General features: G+C 39.1%; 13 protein-coding genes and 2 tRNA genes. 6 read left to right on the top strand and 9 right to left on the bottom strand.

Annotation, left to right across the window (positions count from 1 at the left end; translation table 11 throughout):
* Positions 1-72: 72 nt before the first annotated feature.
* Genes CS931_RS02095 through CS931_RS02085 form a run of 3 tightly spaced genes read right to left on the bottom strand, consistent with a single transcriptional unit; the run spans position 73 to position 4,740 of the window.
* On the bottom strand, positions 73-2,046 hold the full coding sequence (locus CS931_RS02095; protein WP_099204099.1) for a beta-galactosidase: 1,974 nt from the start codon (positions 2,044-2,046) through the stop codon (positions 73-75).
* A 51-nt stretch (positions 2,047-2,097) separates the two neighbouring features.
* Positions 2,098-3,210 (bottom strand): Ldh family oxidoreductase, encoded by a 1,113-nt coding sequence (locus tag CS931_RS02090; RefSeq protein WP_099204098.1) that lies wholly within the window; start codon positions 3,208-3,210, stop codon positions 2,098-2,100.
* 42 nt (positions 3,211-3,252) lie between these two features.
* A complete protein-coding gene (locus tag CS931_RS02085) occupies positions 3,253-4,740 on the bottom strand; it encodes an alpha-L-fucosidase (RefSeq protein ID WP_099204097.1) in 1,488 nt (495 codons plus the stop codon).
* Positions 4,741-5,080: 340 nt separating this feature from the next.
* Here CS931_RS02085 and CS931_RS02080 point away from each other — a divergent pair, with 340 nt between their 5' ends.
* Complete coding sequence (locus CS931_RS02080; protein ID WP_099204096.1) at positions 5,081-5,968, top strand: DUF2156 domain-containing protein; 888 nt, start codon at positions 5,081-5,083, stop codon at positions 5,966-5,968.
* Positions 5,946-6,815 carry a GNAT family N-acetyltransferase gene (locus CS931_RS02075; RefSeq protein WP_099204095.1) on the top strand — a complete coding sequence of 290 codons (870 nt, stop codon included), beginning with the start codon at positions 5,946-5,948 and terminating at the stop codon, positions 6,813-6,815. The genes CS931_RS02080 and CS931_RS02075 overlap by 23 nt, the downstream gene beginning before the upstream one ends.
* A 67-nt stretch (positions 6,816-6,882) precedes the next feature.
* Here CS931_RS02075 and rhaB read toward each other — a convergent pair whose 3' ends face one another.
* Both rhaB and CS931_RS02065 read right to left on the bottom strand, forming a co-directional pair.
* Complete coding sequence (gene rhaB / locus CS931_RS02070) at positions 6,883-8,286, bottom strand: rhamnulokinase (RefSeq protein WP_099204094.1); 1,404 nt, start codon at positions 8,284-8,286, stop codon at positions 6,883-6,885.
* Between the two features lie 178 nt (positions 8,287-8,464).
* The gene (locus CS931_RS02065; RefSeq protein ID WP_278277640.1) at positions 8,465-9,316 is read right to left on the bottom strand and encodes a peptidylprolyl isomerase; all 852 of its coding nucleotides are present in this window, start codon (positions 9,314-9,316) and stop codon (positions 8,465-8,467) included.
* A gap of 166 nt (positions 9,317-9,482) precedes the next feature.
* Here CS931_RS02065 and CS931_RS02060 point away from each other — a divergent pair, with 166 nt between their 5' ends.
* The 4 genes from CS931_RS02060 (at position 9,483) to CS931_RS02045 (ending at position 12,220) form a co-directional block, all read left to right on the top strand.
* Positions 9,483-10,424, top strand: coding sequence for a S1 RNA-binding domain-containing protein (locus CS931_RS02060; protein ID WP_099204093.1), 942 nt, complete (start codon positions 9,483-9,485; stop codon positions 10,422-10,424).
* 268 nt (positions 10,425-10,692) lie between these two features.
* Positions 10,693-10,769, top strand: a tRNA-His gene (locus CS931_RS02055).
* A 42-nt stretch (positions 10,770-10,811) separates the two neighbouring features.
* Positions 10,812-10,886: transfer RNA gene (locus CS931_RS02050), tRNA-Gln, on the top strand.
* A gap of 146 nt (positions 10,887-11,032) precedes the next feature.
* Positions 11,033-12,220, top strand: coding sequence for an MFS transporter (locus tag CS931_RS02045; protein ID WP_099204092.1), 1,188 nt, complete (start codon positions 11,033-11,035; stop codon positions 12,218-12,220).
* 95 nt (positions 12,221-12,315) lie between these two features.
* Here the strand turns inward: CS931_RS02045 and CS931_RS02040 are convergent, their stop codons facing one another.
* From CS931_RS02040 to CS931_RS02025, 4 genes are all read right to left on the bottom strand, one after another.
* Entirely contained in the window at positions 12,316-14,961 is a 2,646-nt protein-coding gene (locus CS931_RS02040) for a translation factor GTPase family protein (protein ID WP_099204091.1), read from the bottom strand.
* Between the two features lie 248 nt (positions 14,962-15,209).
* Positions 15,210-17,384, bottom strand: a complete 2,175-nt coding sequence (locus CS931_RS02035) for a pyruvate formate lyase family protein (RefSeq protein ID WP_099204090.1) — start codon at positions 17,382-17,384, stop codon at positions 15,210-15,212.
* A 100-nt stretch (positions 17,385-17,484) separates the two neighbouring features.
* Positions 17,485-18,378 carry a glycyl-radical enzyme activating protein gene (locus tag CS931_RS02030; RefSeq protein ID WP_200814927.1) on the bottom strand — a complete coding sequence of 298 codons (894 nt, stop codon included), beginning with the start codon at positions 18,376-18,378 and terminating at the stop codon, positions 17,485-17,487.
* A gap of 302 nt (positions 18,379-18,680) precedes the next feature.
* A complete protein-coding gene (locus tag CS931_RS02025; RefSeq protein ID WP_099204089.1) occupies positions 18,681-20,435 on the bottom strand; it encodes an extracellular solute-binding protein in 1,755 nt (584 codons plus the stop codon).
* Positions 20,436-20,442 lie beyond the last annotated feature (7 nt).

The following is a 20,442-nucleotide window of genomic DNA, read 5'->3' as shown; positions in this document are numbered from 1 at the left end:
TTATTATGAGTATACAGAAGAGAGTACCTACCTATTAAATGGTAGATACTCTCTTTTTAAAAGTATAAATTCTTACTTTTTAAAGATATTGAAATCAAACGGCAATAGTTCTGACTTTTGATCCAACACTGGTTTCCAATTGCCTTCAACAGAAAGCTTTTGTTTTTGATCGGTATGGTTCATGACAAAGAGGTAATCTGCATTTTCAGTAGAACGTTCTGCAAATTCCACGCCCTTTTCTGCATAGCCTAAGCGATTCAAGCTCAGCTCTTGCACTATAAATTCTGATAGGTGTTGCATCAGAGCTTCGTCAGGTTCAGTTCCAACATAATAAGCCTTACCTGCTCCGAATTGATTCACTGTGATGGCAGACATTCCTTTATAATATTCAGAACCATATGTCGCTAATGTTTCTGCAGTAGAAGGTTCAATCATATCGCTCCATTTTCTACCCTCAAAGCACTTTTCTCCCCAGCAAATCGAAACATTAACATCAGTGAGACAGTCGTAATCCGCAATTTTTATTCCTAACAAATCAGAGAGTTTTCCCGGCAAATCATCCTCACTCATACAGACATTGTTTTTGTTTTTTACACCTGTACGCATGGTTAAAATTAATCTGCCACCGTTTTTTACATAAGCTTTATATTTTTCTTCCAGCTCGGGTGTCATAATATACTGCAAAGGTGCTACTACTAATTGATACTGACTAAAATCTGCGGTATCAGGCACAAAATCAACACCTATATTTTGATGGTAAAACGCTTCATAATATCGATTAACTTGGTCGACATATTGTAATTCACGATGATGAGGCTGAATTTTGAAAGCATATTTTTGATCATACGAATAGACAATTGCCACTTCATTTTTAGGCATAGCTCCTTGTATATCTTTCATAATTGGAGCCATTTTAGCAATGAAATCCTTCAATTCATAATATCGTCTGCTTGGCTTTCCACTATGCGGCAAAATGCCATGCCAATATTGCTCTGTGCCCACCGTGCAAGTTCTCCAACGGAAAAACACCACAGTATCTGCTCCGTGTGCAATGCTTTGAAAAGCCCACATGGCTAGTTGACCTGGTTTTGGGGCTCGCCCCATAATTTGCCAACCCGTAACGCCTGCCTGCTGCTCCATGATCCAGAAACTCTGATTTTTGGTTCCCCGCATTAAATCTAATGTAGATGCCAATCTTTCTTCTTTTTCTTGTGCATCTTCTCTGAAAAAGCCACCTGGATATTGATCGTGAGAAATAAAATCAAGATTTCTACCTAAATCAAAATAGTTTACTTTGTCGGCAAACCCCATAAAATTGTGTGTGATGAAGTGATTTGAACATTTTTCTCTGATAATGTCAATTTGAACTTGCTGAAAGTCAACAATTAAATCAGAGCAAAATCTTTTCCAATCTAGCATAGCAGAGGGGTTCTCCCCCGCTGCCGTAAGTTTTGGCGCAGGAATTTGCTCAAACTTATCATAATCCTGACTCCAAAAACAGGTGCCCCACTCACGATTTAGATTCTCGATAGTTTGATACTTTTCTTTGAGCCAGCTCTGAAAATGAGCTTGGCATGATTCACACATACAAAAATCTTCATGGCTGTTACCGAACTCATTATCAATCTGCCAACCAATAACATTGGCATTATCCTTAAAATGCTCTGCCATCGCTGTCACAAAGCGTTTAATATGCATACGATAAGTCTCATTGGATTGACAATCATGATGGCGACCGCCAAACCCACGTCGAATGCTGTGTGAGTCAACCGGAAATATCTCAGGATTTTTTTCTATAATCCAAGCTGGCGGTGTCGCTGTTGGTGTTCCCAATACCGTTTTAACGCCATGTTTACCTAACAGTTCAATCGCTTTATCTAACCACTCAAAATGGAATTCTCCTAGTCTAGGTTCCATTTTTGTCCACGAAAACTCTGCCATTCTCACGACGTTTAAACCCATTTCCTCCATGAGTTCAGCATCCGTTTCCCATCTTTCTTCTGGCCAATGTTCGGGGTAATAATCTGCTCCGAAAAAGATTTGCATTTTCTTTCCTCACTTTTGCTATAAAATATGGGCGCCAAGCTAAAATTATTCTTATTCAAACGGAAATTGATATTGTGAAAGTTTTAGTTCATCTCGTATTTGAATCATTTCTTTTTGTACTGCTTCATTAATAGGTACACCACTCTCTTTTCTCTCTTGCCAGACCAAATATTCCTTTTCACCTGCTGTAAAAATATGACTGCTGCCAGGTGCTTTTTGAGAGGCTCTCAGCTCACGCAAAATGTCTCCACAGGTTTTCTTGAAAGATTCTAATCCACAGAAAGCTTCTGTATCAATGGCAATAAAGAAATGTCCTAGATGATAGGGAAGCTTTTCGCCTTTTTCACCGATACCCGTGAGAGATAGTAAGAAATTGCCTTGCTGCAAAGCGGCTGAAAGAATCTCTACCACAGTCGCATAACCATAGCCCTTATAGCCACCCAATTCTTCTCCGGCTCCCCCTAATGGCAACAGAGCCGCATCTCCTTTGTTCAAAGCTGATAATATCTCGTCAGAATCTGTTTTTGAAGTACCATCGCGCCCAATAACCAATCCTGCCGGAGTTGGTTTGTGGTTACGTGCATAATACTCCACACGTCCTCTTTGTGTAATGGAAGTTGCGCAATCAAGAACAAAAGGGAAATCCTCATCTGTTGGCATACCAAATGTCAACGGATTGGTCCCCAGCATATTTTCGACGCCAAAGGTCGGTGCAATGGACGGTCTTGCATTCGTTCCTGTAATACCAATGCAGCCTGCTTTGGTTGCCATCGTGGCATAATAACCCGCAATGCCGTAATGGGTAGAATTTCGAACGGCAACCATGCCCATGCCGTATTTTTTTGCCTTATCAATCGCCATTTGCATAGAACGCTTGCCAATCACTTGCCCCATACCGTCATGCCCATCGACAACCGCTGTTGTAGCTGTTTCTCTCACAACTTCAAAGTTCGTAACCGGATGTTGAATCCCTGCTTTAATTCGGTCAAGATAAATTGGTTTGAATCGGTTCACACCGTGGGATTCGATTCCCCGTTTATCGGATTCCAGCAGTACATCTGCACAGATTTCTGCATCTGCTCTTGGGATTCCGTATCCCACAAAAGCATCTGTTACAAAGTTGGTAATGGTTTCCCAATCTACGATATTTGATTTCACTGTCATTGCACTCTCCCCTTTATTTTTATTGTATAGACTATTTCGAAATTAAACCGTTGTCACTTTAATAACAACAGGCAAATCGCTCTTTACTGTGCTGGTTGTGATGTGCAAACCATCATCATCTCTTAGCACGTCAGGCTTCTCATCAAAGCCCAATATTTCTACATTTTTAATCAATCCATAAAAAGAAGACGAATTATGCTTTTCTGAATTAGCCATGGAATGAATGAGAACTTTCCCATCTTCCGGATATTTCATGACAAAGGCATAAATACTATCACCTGAGGTTGTAAAACGCATATCTTCTGCTGTATAAGGTACATCTTCGCCGTCAGCAAGTTCTCCTTTTGCCTGCTCTGTGGCTGTTCCCTCCGAGGGTATGCGCCATGGCTTGCTGTCATAAATTGCTTCTGCATTTTGCTTCATCCATGTACCAATATCTTGTAAAATCTGCTTATCTTCAGGTGCAATTGAACCATCGCCCTTAGGCCCTACATTCAAAAGCAGATTGCCATTTTTGCTGATGATATCAATAAAATTGCAAATAATTTGATAGCTGCTTTTGTACAGCAATGAATCAGTATAGCACCACGAATTTTTTGCGATTGCGGTATCTGTCTGCCAAACAAAAGGTTTTACTTCTGACATCTTACTTCTTTCTACATCCACAATGCCACTGCCAAACATCATCGCATCAAATTTATAGCATATGGAAACATCTTTGCCCCATTCTTTTCCTCGATTATAATAATAAGCAGCCAATTTTTTTAGCGGTTCTTTAAATGCTTCATGCTGAATCCACCAATCAAAATAAAGTAGCGAGGGCTGATAACGATCGATAATCTCACAAGTTCGCAAAAGCCAATCTGTTACATATTCTTCTGTTGGGTATGGTTCACTGCGCAGTGCGTGATCATCTGGTGATTCTGCCATCGACGGCCAATAAAAATCACCTTTTTTAAGAGGTTCTTTCACATCGCTGTCAAATTCTTTGCCGTGCCCTAAAAAGAACCAATGCTCGGCACGATGTGAGGACGTGCAGAACTCAATCCCTTGCTTTTCAAAGGACACTTTCATTTCACCTAAAAGATCACGTTTAGGACCCATTTCATAGGCGTTAAATTTTGAGATTTCACTGCGGTACATTTGAAATCCATCATGATGTTCTGCCACAGGGAAAACGTATTGGGCACCCGATTCCTTTATCAGCTCTGCCCACTCGTCAGGATTAAATTTCTCCGCTTGAAAAAGGGGAATAAAATCTTTATAACCAAACTCTTTGTGATCGCCATATGTATTTCTGTGATAGTTCCATTCTTCCGTATCTTTTCGATACATATTGCGTGGATACCACTCGTTGGCATGAGCAATAACGCTGTAAATTCCCCAATGAATGAAAATGCCAAATTTAGCTTTGGGAAACCATTTTGGTACCTGCATATTACTTAAAGACTGCCAATCTGCATGGTAAGGTCCTTTTTCAATTACTCTGTCAATTTCTTGCAAGTATAATTTTTCTTGTTCTAAGTTCATAAAAGTATTCCTCTCTGTAAACCATTTGTTTTCTAATTATAACAAATTCTAACAGTCCAACTCCTTCCTCATTCTATCTCACAAATTGTGGTTTTGCAATTCTTTTCACAAAAATAATAAAATTTGTAGTATATACCTCAAAAGACTAGTAAAAAATAAAGTTCTTTACCAAGTCATACTTTCTTAATTTAAGAACAAGATGAAAACAAATGATAATAAAGTTGCAGAATTTGCATAAATTAGGTAGACTATAGAAGGTAAGAATAAAAATTGTTAGAATTTTTTATTTTTATCACTATAGAACCTATCACAACCAATAATTAAAGGAGCATCGTTAAAAATGCTGGAATTTAGAAATGTATTATTAGAAGATAAAAAATGGATAGACCCGCTTTATAAAATCAACCAATTTAGAAGCTGCGAATTCTCATTCGCCAATCTTTATATATGGCACGAGCAATATCACACGCAAATTGCAAATGTTGATGGTTTTTTTGTAGCAAAATCGGCTCATTCTCATAGCTTTTCTTTTCCTATTGGAGATGGAACCCCCAAGCCTATCATTGAAAAATTAATGAAATATGCTGACGAAGAGGGTTTTCCTTTTAGACTTAGAGGACTTTGTGAAGGCGCACCTGCTGCATTAGAAGAAATGTTCCCTGGGAAATTTGAATTTTCGGCTGATAGAGCCTACTCCGATTACATTTATAGTGCTGAAAGCCTAAGCAACCTTACCGGAAAAAAACTGAGTGCCAAGAGAAATCATATAAACAATTTCCTAGCTAATCACCCTGTATGGCAATTTGAACCTATTACGGAAGATAACATCAAAGAATGTCAAGAGATGACCGTGAAATGGTGTCAAATGAACAATTGCAAGGACGACCCAGAAAAACAGAAAGAACTAAAAGCGGTTCAACTTGCCCTCAATAACATGGATACGCTGAATCTAAAAGGTGGACTTATCCGTCTTGAAAAAGATGTAATTGCTTTTTCAATCGGCGAGCCGCTGACCGACGATACTTTTGTTGTCCACATTGAAAAAACGTTTAGTGATATTCAGGGCGCCTATCCCATTATTAACCGTGAATTTGTACGCTATTATGCCAAAGATTATACCTATGTAAACAGAGAGGAGGATTTGGGAGTTCCCGGACTTCGAAAAGCTAAACTATCTTATCGCCCGGTGATTCTTCTGGATAAATATGAAGCCGTTCTCAAAAATTAAAACGGAAGAGATTCGATTCTCTCGTCCTGAAGATATTCCTGCACTTAAAAAAATGTGGAAAGTTTGTTTTGAAGATATGGATGAGGCAATTGATGCCTTTTTTAATGGTATTCATGGACAAGATTCCACGCTCATCTTATTGAATCAGGGCGAAGCTGCGGCTATGCTTACTATGATTCCCGCAAGGCTACACTCTCCTTTTGGTAGCTATTCAGGGTATTATATCTATGCCGTTGCCACTTTGCCCGCCTATCGAGGTAAAGGTTATATGCGCTCTTTAGAGCAAGAATGCAGTCGTATTACAAAAGAACGGCACAAGCAATTTTGTCTGCTTGTGCCGGCAACTCAACCTCTTTTTGCCATGTACGCTAAGCTTGGCTATACCTGTTTTTCTTCTGCTTCTACCACAAAATTAATAGTGGATGACCGTACTGTCATGGAAGAACCGGCTATGAAAGATTGCCCTTTTTCTGAATTCTATCGAATGCGCACCAAATATCTCTCTGGGTTTTACCAATCTGTGCGATTTGATAAAGCCTATGAACAGTATGCTTATACAGAATATCTTCGCAGCGGGGGGCTCATTCTTCAAGCGTTGGGAGGATATTTATGTTGTTATTCGTCTGATTCTATCTTGCAAATAACAGAAAGTTCACTTTCCAAGAATCAGCTAGAGTCTCTCTTGCCTCTGCTTCTTCCTCATACAACATGTACAGAAGCTTTTCTTCGCACTTCAGGAACAGAGCCATTCTCTATGATAAAATGGCTTGAGAATGAAAAAACCATCCCCTTCCTGCAAAAAAACTCTGATTGGGCAAAGAATTATTTCGGATTTGCTCTAGAATAAAATACTGAAAAAAGTTAGCAACTATACCTGAACATTGGCGGAAGACCGTATCTATAAAAGCATGCAATTACTGGGGCAAATATGTCTTGATTTCAAAACTTTCTCTTACTGCATGGCGCGCTTCTGCAAGGGTGCTATATTCTTGTGCGGCAATCATCTGACAAATCAGATTGCCGATAACCGTTCCTTCGGTAGGTCCTGCATGAATAGGTAACCCTGTGCAATTTGCAGTCAGTTGATTGAGGTAAGTATCTTTACTACCGCCCCCTACAATATGTATATCTGTGTAAATTTTGTTTGTTATGACAGAAAGTCCTTTAACCGCTTTGGCATAACACTGAGCAAGACTTTGATAGACACACTGAACCAATTGCCCAATGTTTTCAGGAACCGCTTGACCACTTTCGTGACAGGCCAGCTTAACTTCTTCAATCATATTTTCAGGGTTCAAGAACCGGTTATCATTGGCATCTATGATACTTGCAAAATCAGCCTCTTGACGAGCAAATATTTCAAGTTCTGCAAAGCTGTATTTTTTGTCAAAGCTTCTGCGTATACTTTGGATAAGCCATAACCCCATGATATTTTGTAAGAAACGATAGCGATAGTTAAATCCACCCTCGTTGCTGAAATTTGCTTTTAGAGCTTCTTCTGACAAAATTGGTTCTTCTATTTCAGTACCTAAGAGACTCCATGTGCCGCTTGACAGATAAGCGGCACTTTCATTATTGGCCGGAACTGAGAGATAAGCGCTAGCAGTGTCATGGCTGGCCGCTAACATAACCGAACAGTCAAATCCTACTTCTTTCTGCACTTCATCTAGCAAGTTTCCTACGAGGGTGCCAGGCTGATAAAGCTTCCCAAAAATTGTTTCTGGAAATCCCAGTGCTTTCAGTAACGAAGAATCCCACGTTTTTGTTTTCGCATTGACAAGCGAAGTAGTTGTTGCATGCGTATACTCATTTTTACATTCACCTGTCAGTAAATAGTTGAAATAAGCTGGCAACATCAATATCTGCTTTGCCTTCAGCAACATTTCGGGGCGCTTCAGTTTCTCTGCCATAAGTTGATAGACTGTGTTAAATGCATTATTCTGAATGCCAGCTATTTGATATAGTGAAGTAAAGGGCAAGATATCCTCAACCTGTTTGATACCCTCCTTTGTGCGTTTGTCACGATAACACACAGCTTCTGACAATGCCTCACCCTTTTCATCTAGCAGCACATAGTCAACGCCCCATGTGTCAATAGCAACTGTCTCTGGTACTTTACCCTGTTCTTTACATTGCTTCATTCCATTTAAAATATGTTTAAAAAGTGCTTTTGTATCCCAAACCAAATACCCATTCTGCTGAAAATTTACATTGTCAAAACGGTATACCTCCTTAATTTTAATCTTGCCGTTTTCAACCCAACCTAAAATATGTCTCCCACTAGATGCTCCAATATCTATCGCAAGATAATATCGCATTAAAACCACTCCTTTACTAATCCCCTTTTTACTTGCTACAATAAAATTAAATATATTATAGTATATTTATATGGCAAAATCTATTGAAATTACATATTTTAAATAAAAAACTTGGCACCATTCATAAATGAGTGGTGCCAAGTTTTAACTTTACTATTCTACTTCTAAAATTTCTTTATCATTCATATACAACAATCTCTATTGATTGAATAACAACAGGCTCAATGGGAACATCTGACTCACCTGTTGGTACATTAGAGATTTCAGTAACAACATCCATTCCCTCAAAGACTTGCGCAAACACTGTGTGGCCTATGGCGTCAGTGGTATATCCTCCATCTAAAGTGGGGTTACCGCCATTTGTATTATAAAGCTCTTTATAGTCATCACCTGCATTTTTCATATCCAGCCAACCTTTTCGGCCTGTATACTGCATAAACGTATTCGGGTCAGACTCTAGAAGATCATAATACTGCTGGTACATATCCCAATTGATATCTCCGCTAGTCTGCGTATTATTAATGAAAAACTGACTGCCGTTCGTGTTTTGTCCGCTATTTGCCATGGAGATTGAACCGTTAATATTGATTAAATTCTTGCTGAATTCATCTTCAAAGCTACCATCCCACACACTGGTTCCACCTGTTCCATTACCATTAGGGTCTCCGCCCTGAATCATAAAATTTGAAATAACACGGTGAAAAGTGAGTCCATTATAGTAGCCATCAATTGCATGCTTTTTAAAATTATAGACAGTCTTAGGGGCTTCATTTGGGAAAAATCGAATCTTAAAGGACTTTCCGTTTTCTAGTGTAACAACAGCAATTTCTTCTCCTTTTTCAGGGTCTTCCAACTGGTATCCTACTTTTTTATCTGTTTTAGCAGGAACTAAGTCTTTTGCTTCCACTAGCTGATCGGCCGTTTCAAGCACGTTCCCAGCTTTATTATCTCCCGATTTTTGTGACGCGCCACAGCCGGCAAATGTTGCCGTCATAAGCATTGCCAAGGCCAAGCTCAATATTTTTTTCAAATCATTACGTCCTTTCATTTTCAAAATTAAGTTTAATTGTATAACAAAATTGAAGATTATTCAATAGAAGAAGTGAGTTCTTTTCTGTATCTTTTGTTCATATATTTGGGATATAAAAAGGTCTAGCCAAAATCAATTTTTGGGATAATAACAAGGAGGTAGAAAAATGAACTTCTATCCGGAAGGAAGACTAATCGACACCCCTGAAAACCAAAACGCTTTCATTTCTGAGGCAAACCTTGCCGATGCTTGTCAGTCTGGTAAAATCTTAGAAGCTCGTGCGGTTATGTGTGACAGCAAACACAATTTAGTGGTGGATTTATTGTGCATGAAAGGTATTATTCCCCGAGAAGAGGGCGCATTAGGGATTAAAGAAGGTACCATGAGGGATATTGCTATTTTATCTCGTGTAAACCATCCAGTATGCTTTGTCATTAAGGAATTTATACGTACAGAAAAAGGCGAAGCAATGGCCATTCTCTCTCGCCGTGAAGTACAGCAGAAATGCAAAGATGAATACATCTCTCAACTTGCACTGGGTGATGTCATTGATGCAAAAGTAACTCATTTAGAAGCTTTTGGTGTATTTGCCGACATTGGCTGCGGCATTGTTGCTCTTTTGCCCATTGATTCCATCTCTGTGTCTCGCATTGAACATCCAAGCGAGCGTTTTTTACCCGGAATGTATTTTAAAGCTATTGTAAAATCTTCTGAAAAAGGAAGAATTACTCTTTCCCATAAAGAACTGCTTGGCACATGGAAAGAAAACGCGGAACATTTCTCAGCAGGAGAAACCGTCTCTGGTATCGTAAGAAGTGTCGAAAGCTATGGCATTTTTGTAGAATTGACCCCTAACCTAGCTGGGTTAGCTGAACTTAAAGCAGGTGTAGTACCTGGTCAAAGAGCTACTGTTTTTATTAAAAGTATTTTACCCTCTAAAATGAAAATTAAATTGATTATCATTGAAACGCTTGAAGCGGAGACACAAAAACCTCATATGCCTCAATATTTTTTCCTTGACCAGCATATTGACAAATTTACATACTCTCCTCCTGAATGCGAAAAAGAAATTTTTACTGATTTCACAGAATCATTTGCAAAAATTTAGTAATGAGTTTAAAATCAGAACAAGCGCTTAAGATACAAAAGCCTTTGTTCTGGTTTTTATTCTTTATAAAAAAGTGTTATTGCTTTTCTGCTGTTTAAGCGTATATTTTTCACTAAAAAGGCAATTATATAGTATGTTTTCAGATGTTTGCACAAAATACCTCTTTTTTCTTCCACAATATTTTTACCAAAAAATCAAAAAAAGGACTTGCCAAAAAAGGTTTTTTTTGCTATACTGTGTAAGTCGCTTAAACGAGTGACAAAATATGGTGGATGTAGCTTAGTCGGTTAAAGCGCCAGTTTGTGGCACTGGAGATCGTGGGTTCGAATCCCATCTTCCACCCCACTTTTAAAAAAAGCACGAGGTCTTTGCTTCGTGCTTAAATAATGGGCCGTAGCCAAGCGGTAAGGCAATGGACTTTGACTCCATCACGCGTGTGTTCGAATCCCACCGGCCCAGCCAATATTTAGAAGCCCTGATGAACATTGTGTTTATCAGGGCTTTTTCTATCTGCAGATATAATTTCTGATAACATAATAGAATATTCTCACCTTTTTAATGACTACAGCATAAACTACACTTGCTCAATGCAACCACGGAGGCTCTTGATGAAACCTAATTACCAAAAAACAATATACGCCTGTTTTACAGGTTATATTGTGCAAGCAATTGTTAACAACTTTGCTCCTCTCCTTTTCTTAACCTTCCAAAAGACTTATGATATTCCTCTGACTAAAATCACCATGCTAATTACCCTTAATTTTGGTTTACAACTTGTTGTAGATTTCATTTCTGCTGGATTCATTGATAAAATCGGGTATCGTCCTGCCCTTGTAATGGCTCATATCTTATCTGCCATAGGTCTAATCTCTTTAACTTTTTTACCGGAATTATTTGCCGATCCATTTGTAGGTCTATTAGTTGCTGTTATGGTCTATGCTGCAGGTGGAGGCTTATTGGAAGTACTGATTAGCCCTACGGTAGAGGCCTGCCCAAGTGACAACAAAGAAAAAACCATGAGCCTACTGCATTCTTTTTATTGCTGGGGACAAGTTGGCGTCGTTTTGATTTCAACGATTTATTTCTCGCTATTTGGTATTGTTAACTGGAAAATACTGGCACTATTATGGGCATCAATTCCCATTATCAATACTTTTATCTTTACTAAAGTACCTATTGCTTCTTTGGTAGATGAAAACGAAGCTACTTTCACTATTAAAGCTCTTATCCAAAATAAAATTTTCTGGATATTAATGCTTTTAATGGTTTGCGCCGGCGCGAGCGAACAGGCTGTTAGCCAATGGGCCTCTACCTTTGCAGAACAAGGATTGCAAGTTACTAAAACTGTGGGCGATTTAGCTGGACCTATGTTTTTTGCGGTTATGATGGGTTTAGCTAGGCTCATTTATGGCAAATACGGGGAAAAAATCAATCTAGAGAAATTCATGGTTTACAGTTCTATTCTCTGTGTGTTTTCTTATTTAGTCATTTCCTTATCCCCTCTACCTATTCTAGGCCTTATCGGATGTGGAATTTGCGGTTTGTCTGTGGGTATTTTATGGCCCGGTTCTTTCAGTATTGCCTCCGCCTCTATAAAAGGTGGCGGAACTGCAATGTTTGCTTTTCTTGCACTGGCGGGTGATTTAGGTTGTTCGGTAGGCCCTACTCTTGTTGGTTTTGTTTCAAGCGCTGCAAACAACAACCTTAAAACCGGGATTTTGTCAGGTATCCTATTCCCTGTTCTTCTCATTTTTGGCATATTGCTTATGAAGAAAACGCCAAAAATCAAAGCTTGATCCACTAATCTCATAATGTCTTTAACTATAAAAAAGCCGATATATCTTCCTTGATTAAAGAAGACATATCGGCTTTTTTAAATTTCTCAAATCATTTATTCTTCAAGCCACTGCTTAATAGATTCTTTTTCTTGTTCAGAAATGAAATCACCCAAAAAATTTCGCTCAATGGTTTTAATTTTCTCATAATCTTCCCGCATTTGAATCGTTGCGCTATCAATTTCTGCTTTTAGGCCACGGGCAGAGAGCAATTCACATCCTGCTCCTCTTGTAATAATTTGCTGTAACCCATCAGACGTTGCCACTGTGATGTGGTAATCTTTTTGATGGTCGTAGGCAAATTTTTCAATATACTGGTCGGCTGTTTGAGCCTCTTTGGTATATACCACCACTACACCTGCGTGTTTAAAAGATTCTTCTTGATGATTTTGTACTCTATAGGCGTCGAAGACCAATATAATTGTTTGCTGTGAGATAGATTGGTAATTTCCCAGTATATCCAACAACTTCATGCGTGCTCCTTCCATGTTTCCACTTTCCAGCAATTCATAGAGTTCCGGCCAAGCATGAATAATATTGTAGCCATCAACTAATAAATATTTTTTCTTCTTTATCTTAGGCGTTTTTGCACCTTGAAATCGAGGATATTCTTGAACCTGTGATGAATTATTTTTCCACACGGATTTCTTGCCCTTATTGGCATAGACGCTTTTCTGCAATATTGCTTGAATCTCTTCAGGACTTATCCATTTTTCAGAATCATTGCTAATATCGGTTTCTATTTGGCTTTCTGCCGCCTTTTCTATCGCCAAACTGCTTGCAAGGTGCATATGTTCCTGTACATGATTCCATTCCACAAAATAACCGGCGCCATGGGCACAAAAAATTGAGCCTGTAGGATTCTCCAAATCTCGTTCAGAGTCATATCCTATTTCGCCAACGACTTCTTGCTCATTATGGCAAGGCTCATACCCTGACAAATTGCAAAACAATCTCCCTTGTCCTCTTGTATAAGCGATTACCTCTTGATTATAGTTGCGCATAGTGGAAACAGGCGCTTTTCCGGTAATAACAACTCTATTATCGCGGGTATGCGATATTTCAAAAGTGCCATGAAGCTTTTCAATATCACTGATTGCTCTGCCTAGATTGTTCTCGGGAATATCTAATTCAAACGCATAATACGGCTCTAGCAGCACAGATTTTGCCGACTTTAAGCCTTGACGAACGGCACGATAGGTTGCCTCTCGAAAGTCACCGCCCTCGGTATGTTTATTATGAGCTCTACCACTTGCCAATATAATTTTCATGTCAGTAATCGGAAATCCTGCTAAAACACCCTTATGGCTCTTTTCTTTTAAATGTGTCATCACTAGCCTTTGCCAGTTTTTTGCCAATAAATCTTCACTGCATTGACTTTCAAATAGCAGGCCACTGCCTTGCACAGCGGGTTCTATAATCAAATGCACCTCTGCATAATGGCGCAACGGCTCAAAGTGTCCTACTCCTTCAACTTTATTTTGAATCGTTTCTTTATAAACGATGTTTCCCTCCCCAAAAGATACCACTACGCCAAATCGCTCTAAAATCAAGCTCTTTAAAATCTCCGTTTGCACTTCTCCCATCAGCTGCGCTTGAATCTCATGAAGCTGCTCGTCCCAAATGAGGTGAAGCGCTGGTTCTTCTTCTTCAAGCTGACGAAGTTTTGGCATGATAACAGCGGGATCACAGTTTTCAGGCAGAAAAATTCGATAAGAAAGGACCGGTTCTAGCACAGGTGCCGGAAATAGCACACTTTTTTCTTTGCCAATTCCTATGCCGGCCTGACTTTCTGTCAAACCTGTCACAGCGCATATGGTGCCAGCGCTAACCTCGCCGACTGTTTCATATCTTTGCCCCGAATAAATGCGAATTTGATTCACCTTTTCAGACAGCGAATCAAAAGTTAAACTGTCTTTAACTTTCAGAATTCCTCCGGTAATTTTCATATGCGTTAGACGATTTCCTTGTTCATCCCGTGTGATTTTAAACACTTTGGCCCCAAAATCGTTTGGATAGGCGGTCACGTGCGTGTAGCGAGAAAGAGCTTCCATAAACTCTTGTATACCAGTTAACTTTAATGCAGAACCAAAAAAGCAAGGAAAAACTTTACGTTTTTGAATCGACTTCGCAATGCTTTTTTCCGTGATATTCCCGCTGGTTAGGTACAGTTTTAATAATTCTTCGTCACAAAGTGCTAGTTGTTCAAAAAAATTGTCATTGTTTTCTACTGTAAAATCCACTATATTTTCAGATAATTTCTGTATCATTTCTTTAAAAACAAGCTCTTTTGAAACACCCGCTTGATCCATTTTATTGACAAATAAAAACACAGGAACACCATGAGATTTCAAAAGTCGCCAAACGGTTCTAGTATGTTCTTGTACGCCATCTGCTGCGCTAATCACAAGCACAGCATAGTCAAGGACACTAAGTGTACGCTCCATTTCGGCTGAAAAGTCGATATGACCGGGAGTATCCAGCAAAGTGACTTGCTTGTCTTTCCATTCAAAGACAGCCTGTTTAGAAAAAATTGTGATTCCTCGTTGTTTTTCAAGCTGTTCCGTATCCAAATAAGCATTTTGATTATCTACACGCCCTGGTTTCCCAATTTTTCCACTTGTATAAAGCAACGCCTCTGACAGAGTTGTCTTGCCTGCATCAACATGTGCCAGAATACCTATTGTCAGTTTATGCTCCATTTTACCCAGTTCCTCTTCTTTAGATGCAGTATTCTTTTTATTTTATCATATTTTTTAACCGCTGTCGATTTGATAAAACAAAATTTTTAAGGGGCTAATATCTGCAAACACACAGACATTAGCCCCTTAAATTAATCTCCCCCATTTTATTGCACACATATTCTTGTTTGTTATTCCTTCTAAATAAACAAATCAAAAATATATCCAAATTTCCAACAATGCTAATCATTGCTGAACTATTATCTACTCTATTTAACCGTCAAATAACGATCCACAACCTGCTGCCTATATTCTTTAGAAAGAGAAGCAAAAAATGCTGAATACCCTGTTACACGCACAACTAAATCAGGTTCTGATTCTGGATCTTTATGCGCTCTAAGGAGTCTTTCTTTTGACAAACAGTTCAAGTTAATGAGTGTGCCACCCATTTGTTCATGCGCATGGATTAATGCACAAAGAATTTCGACTCCTTGCTCGCCTGAAAGCATTTTTGTGTCAATATCCAAATGCAGAGGTGCTGAGTTGCCATAACCGGGCTGAACTTCTGCAACTGCGGTTGCTTTCAGTGTCGGTGAAAAACTAGTAATTCCACTGGCAAACCCGGGGTCTGGTTCAGATGAATGAGAGATTGCTTCGCCTGCTTTTCTGCCATTTGGTGTTGCGGGCAAATCCTCTCCGTGTCTATAAATATCCCCATGAGAGAACAATCCCGGAATAACTTTTAAATGATGTTTCGGCGTTGGTGAAGAAATCACTAAATCTGTATAGGCCGCACTAATTTTCTCTGCCCAATCCTTTGAAAGCGAATCAGGGCTACCAAATCGAGGAATATTCTTGAGCATAAGCCTAATGTTTTCTTCTCCCTCAAAGTCATTGTCAAGCGCTTCAAAAAGCTCTTTCCAACTTAACTTCTCTTCTTGAACCACTCTTTGATGGATAGCCGCAAAAGAGTCTGCCACTGTTGCTAAAGCTACGCCGTCTATATTTAGATTTAATATATCCACTCCGCCTTGTGCTGCATTTAGTCCACGCTCAATTGGTCCATGACAAAATAAGTTCAGAACTATCTCCGGTGTATATTGAGAAACATTTTCGTAATGTACGTCATAGCCTTCTTTAATGCAATCAATCATATTTTTTAGATGATAGACAAAGCGCTCCCATAGCAAGTCTAGGCTTGGGCTTTCTTCCTTTTGCACATCTTGCATAGCAATTACAAACGCCCATGCCATATTTACTCTTGTGACATCTTGCAGGGGATATTCAATTCCAGGCAAAGCAACCCAATTGCATCCCACTTTCGCACGCATTCTGGCAAGTTCAGCTGGGTGTCCTTGCTTGATGAACCCCTCCTCAATACCTTTTGAAAGTGAATAGCAAGGACCACTACCACATTCTAAGATATACGACAATGATTTTCTCATCAGACTTTCGTCCATGCCCTCATAAACACGGACTGCTAGATTATAAGGAATCGCCAACAAATGCGCCGCTTCAAGAATTAAAAATGAAACTCTGCTTGTCAAGTCGCGGCTTCCATCTGGCAGTCTTCCCCCGATTTGAGAATAGTGCGTGTCATTATAAAATAGACTTGCTAAAATCCAAACTGCTTCTTCATCTGTGAGCAATCCATTTGCTATATCTCTTTCATAATAAGGCCGTAAAATTTCATCTAACTGGCCTAATGCTCCTCCTAAAAAATAAGTTCTGTCTACACTTTGAAAAAGTGCAATAAACTGGCAGGCTTCACGAAAAGTCTGTGGTTTTTCACAAATTAGCTTCTGACAAATCTCGCTGAGCGTATTATAGTTTTCTTTATAGTAAGGATTTTTTTCTTGCTGACTAAGTCTTGTAGCTTCTTGTACAAGATTCTGCATATAATCTATCATGCCCTGCACGACAGCTTCCTCACCATCATAGAAGTCTGTATTTTCAGGATTATTAAAGGCTCGATAATATCTGATTTTCTCCATTAGTCCTGAAAGTCCTAGCTGAAGCCCGACATTGATATCCGGGCCCATATGATTCATGCCACCAATTCCATTTGCCCACATATGATACCTTCTTTGGGTATCACGAATTTTTTCAGGGACTACCTCTTGGGGCATTTCAATCTTAGCAAAATGCTGAAAACGCCCATACCAACCCCCAGCTAATGCGCTATCTTTATAGATATAAGCTGGCATTTCTTTTAGAAATCGCCCCAGATTTTCTCCTATGTTCTTACTGCCGCAGAGATAGTCTTTATTTTCTGGGTATTGTGGAACAAACTTGAATGATTCGTCATAGATAAAACCGTGGTCGTCCGTATCATACGAACCGCCAAAGGCCTTTAATTTTATCTTGTTTTGTGCCAGCTTTTCATCATGCATGGACTGGATTTTTTGTCTATATTCTTCTGACATATTGGTATTTCTGCTCATATCATTCATTTCTCATTTGCCATTGAAATCTGCTGTTACTGATTCCAATGTTTCCTCCCTTTATCTAAATTATGATTTATCCGGTGGTTGTTACGCTTAACTACTCCTGATATTCTATCGGAATGCCAAGGTACAAAAATTTTTGCTTGAGCGCAATCATTTCCTCTTTCGTTGGCGTAGAAAAAGTTACCTTTTCTTGCGATAGCGCTGCCGATTTTGCTTCTCCCATGCGATGATATGCTAGCAGTTCTACTTTCTTTACCGAAATGTTTTCTAACAGCTTAGCAATTTTTTCAATCTCATGTAAGTTGGCGCCACCTATGCAAGGAACCCTTACAATAATTTCTTTTTTTAAGTCACTGAGCTTTTTTAAGTTCTCAAAAACAGGCTCGTTTCCCAAACCTGTCAGTTCTTTATGTAACTGCGTGCTGGCTGCTTTAAGATCATATAAAAACAGATCTGTATAAGAAGTAATTTCTTCAAAATAAGAATAAGGCACACAGCCTGCTGTATCTACTGCGGTATGAATGTTCTCGTTCTTACATCTTATCAATATTTCCTTTAAAAAATCTTTTTGCAAAAGAGGCTCTCCTCCTGAGAAGGTAACACCCCCACCGCTGTTTTGGTAGTACTTTTCTTCTGCCTTGATTCTTTTAAAAACTTCGTCTACTGTCATTTTAATCCCGGAAATCTTCAGTGCTCCTGCATAACAAACATCTGTACATGCACCGCACAAATTGCAAAGTTTTCTATCAATCTCGTGACCATCCGTTGTTACGACATGAGCATTTTGAGGACAAACTTCAAAACATTTCATGCAGTTGATGCACTTTTCTTGATAAAATAAAAGCTGCCGATCTTTTTTCCATGATTCGGGATTATGACACCACTTACATCTTAGATTACATCCTTTTAGAAATACCGTGGTGCGAATTCCGGGTCCATCATAGACTGAAAATGGCTGAATATCAAAAATGGTTGCCGTTAACATCATTTCTCTTTCCCTTATACCCAGATTACTTTTTCTTGTTGTTTAGTTGAGAATCTCGTAAATCATACTAAGATAATTACCTCTCCACCTCCTGTAACACTTCATTTTTTCTACGCCTATTCTAAGCTTATCGTATCGGATTCTCGCTTGCTTTTCTATCAACTATTTAGAGAATATTCATGCATTATTTTTATTGATTTATGCCCAATTTTAGTACTAAATGCAGAAACCTCCAAGTGCAGTTTATTCCTGCATTTAGAGGTTTCATCGTCATTTAATTTAAGTTTTCGTGTAGCTTGTTAAAATTAGAATACAAAATCGTCTCTGGTACCAAGCTGCTCTGTCATCCAGTCTAATAGTTCTGGCAAAGCTCCGCCATTACCCGTTCTAAGATATTCTTGATAGTCTTCAAGAATTTTTCTGGCTTCTTCTTCTGTTTCGGCAAAATAAGCACGTTCGGTATAGTCTTTTTCAGTGGTGCCTTCCCATGCAATTTCGCTTACTTCTGTATAGCGTTCGAAGTTTGGCACTATGCCATCGATGCTATATCCATCAATCTGCTCGACTGGTTTTACTTCTTTATATTCTTTCACAAATTCATTTTCTGCTTCTGCCTGGAAAGCGTCTTTTTCGCCCCACCAAGACATTCTCTTATCAGCACAAAGTACACGACCCAACATATAGCCGACACCAAATTCTCTTAGCTCTTCTTTTGTCTTTTCGTTATCTTCTGCAAACTTTGCTGTCCATTCAGCGTTCATTCTCGGTTGATTTTGGTCATTCAGTTCATAGGTAACACCCTCAATGCCATATTGGCAAAGTTTGGCACCTTCTTCACTATTCACATAGTTTAGATAGGTTAAGGCTGCATCAATATTGGAGCAAGTTGTTGGGAACACAATGGCAGGAGAACCGTTTCGGCCTTCTGAACGTAACTGTGTGGCAGCTTCTCCGCCTTCAAAACTTAACGGGCCTACCCAAGTATATCTCATCTCGGGATTTGAGTTGTAAAGACCTGTTAACTGTGTAGATTTTATAACTGTTCCATATTGAGCAGAAGCAAACAAAGCTGTTCCGTTACCGACTTTTTCATCTGCTTGAGCATCAGAATGTTTGAAACTTTCTTTATCTAAGATATTTTCATTGACCAATTTCCAGAGGAAAAGATGTTTGTCAACAAAGTTTTCTGTTAATGGAAGATAATCTACTTTCTTATCTTCATTTAAGAAATAGCCATTATCACCCGTTAAAGTGTGTGGCTTGAAATTCTGGTAGTAACCGGAGTTATCCCAGCCTTCATGATAAGTAGTAGCAACGATACAGTCATTTCCGTTTACATCTTTAAAGCCATAATCTCTTGCTTTCACTAAGAAATCATAAAGTTGTTCAGTGGTCTTAATCTGTTTTTCATCAATGCCAAGAGCTTCAGGAACATCTCCGCGCACAAAAACACCATAAGCCCAGTTTGTTTCATTTTCTACCCCTGCTCCTACCTCTTGGGGTAAAATGTAAGTAGCGCCATTAAAATCGGGATAATTGATATCATTTTCATAATATTTGCTTCCAATGGTTCCAATTTCATAAGCTGCTTTCAAATTTTCGTAATTTGCAAGCATATCTTTGATATCAATCAAGCGTCCTTCAGCACCCGCTTTTTTAATAACAGCTGTTTCGCCTTTTGTTCCTCCCCAATAGGGAGCATTGATGATATCAGGCATATCTCCTGAAGCAAACATCAGGTTCAGCTTTTCTGTTTCGCTCATCATGATGCCTTCGTATTCTACCGTCACACCAGTTTCTTCGCGAATTTTTTCAGCTACGTCATTGTTGTATTGATCACTTGCTGTTGGGAAACCGCCGTTCCAGCATACAAGCATCTTCAAACGTACATCATCAAATTTGCCGTCTGACGTACTGCTTGTTTCTACGTCTGAAACATTCGCAGCTGGTTTTTCACCGCTTTCCGCTTGAGAGCTTCCCGGTGTATCTGTGCCACAACCGGATAATGCTGATACCGCTAAAATAGTACAAAGGCTCATAGACAGTAATTTCTTTAACATATTCTCC

This window comes from Scatolibacter rhodanostii (assembly GCF_900197595.1).
Taxonomy (GTDB): domain Bacteria; phylum Bacillota; class Clostridia; order Oscillospirales; family Acutalibacteraceae; genus Scatolibacter; species Scatolibacter rhodanostii.
Note: the sequence above shows the minus strand (reverse complement) of the source record. Positions and strands in the feature narration are given on the sequence as shown.

Bases quoted from the DNA above. Each gene is read 5' to 3' on its own strand.
- CS931_RS02095 (WP_099204099.1), bottom strand. From the start codon at position 2,046: ATGCAAATCTTTTTCGGAGCAGATTATTACCCCGAACATTGGCCAGAA.
- CS931_RS02090 (WP_099204098.1), bottom strand. From the start codon at position 3,210: ATGACAGTGAAATCAAATATCGTAGATTGGGAAACCATTACCAACTTT.
- CS931_RS02085 (WP_099204097.1), bottom strand. From the start codon at position 4,740: ATGAACTTAGAACAAGAAAAATTATACTTGCAAGAAATTGACAGAGTA.
- CS931_RS02080 (WP_099204096.1), top strand. From the start codon at position 5,081: ATGCTGGAATTTAGAAATGTATTATTAGAAGATAAAAAATGGATAGAC.
- CS931_RS02075 (WP_099204095.1), top strand. From the start codon at position 5,946: ATGAAGCCGTTCTCAAAAATTAAAACGGAAGAGATTCGATTCTCTCGT.
- rhaB (WP_099204094.1), bottom strand. From the start codon at position 8,286: ATGCGATATTATCTTGCGATAGATATTGGAGCATCTAGTGGGAGACAT.
- CS931_RS02060 (WP_099204093.1), top strand. From the start codon at position 9,483: ATGAACTTCTATCCGGAAGGAAGACTAATCGACACCCCTGAAAACCAA.
- CS931_RS02045 (WP_099204092.1), top strand. From the start codon at position 11,033: ATGAAACCTAATTACCAAAAAACAATATACGCCTGTTTTACAGGTTAT.
- CS931_RS02040 (WP_099204091.1), bottom strand. From the start codon at position 14,961: ATGGAGCATAAACTGACAATAGGTATTCTGGCACATGTTGATGCAGGC.
- CS931_RS02035 (WP_099204090.1), bottom strand. From the start codon at position 17,384: ATGAGCAGAAATACCAATATGTCAGAAGAATATAGACAAAAAATCCAG.
- CS931_RS02030 (WP_200814927.1), bottom strand. From the start codon at position 18,378: ATGATGTTAACGGCAACCATTTTTGATATTCAGCCATTTTCAGTCTAT.
- CS931_RS02025 (WP_099204089.1), bottom strand. From the start codon at position 20,435: ATGTTAAAGAAATTACTGTCTATGAGCCTTTGTACTATTTTAGCGGTA.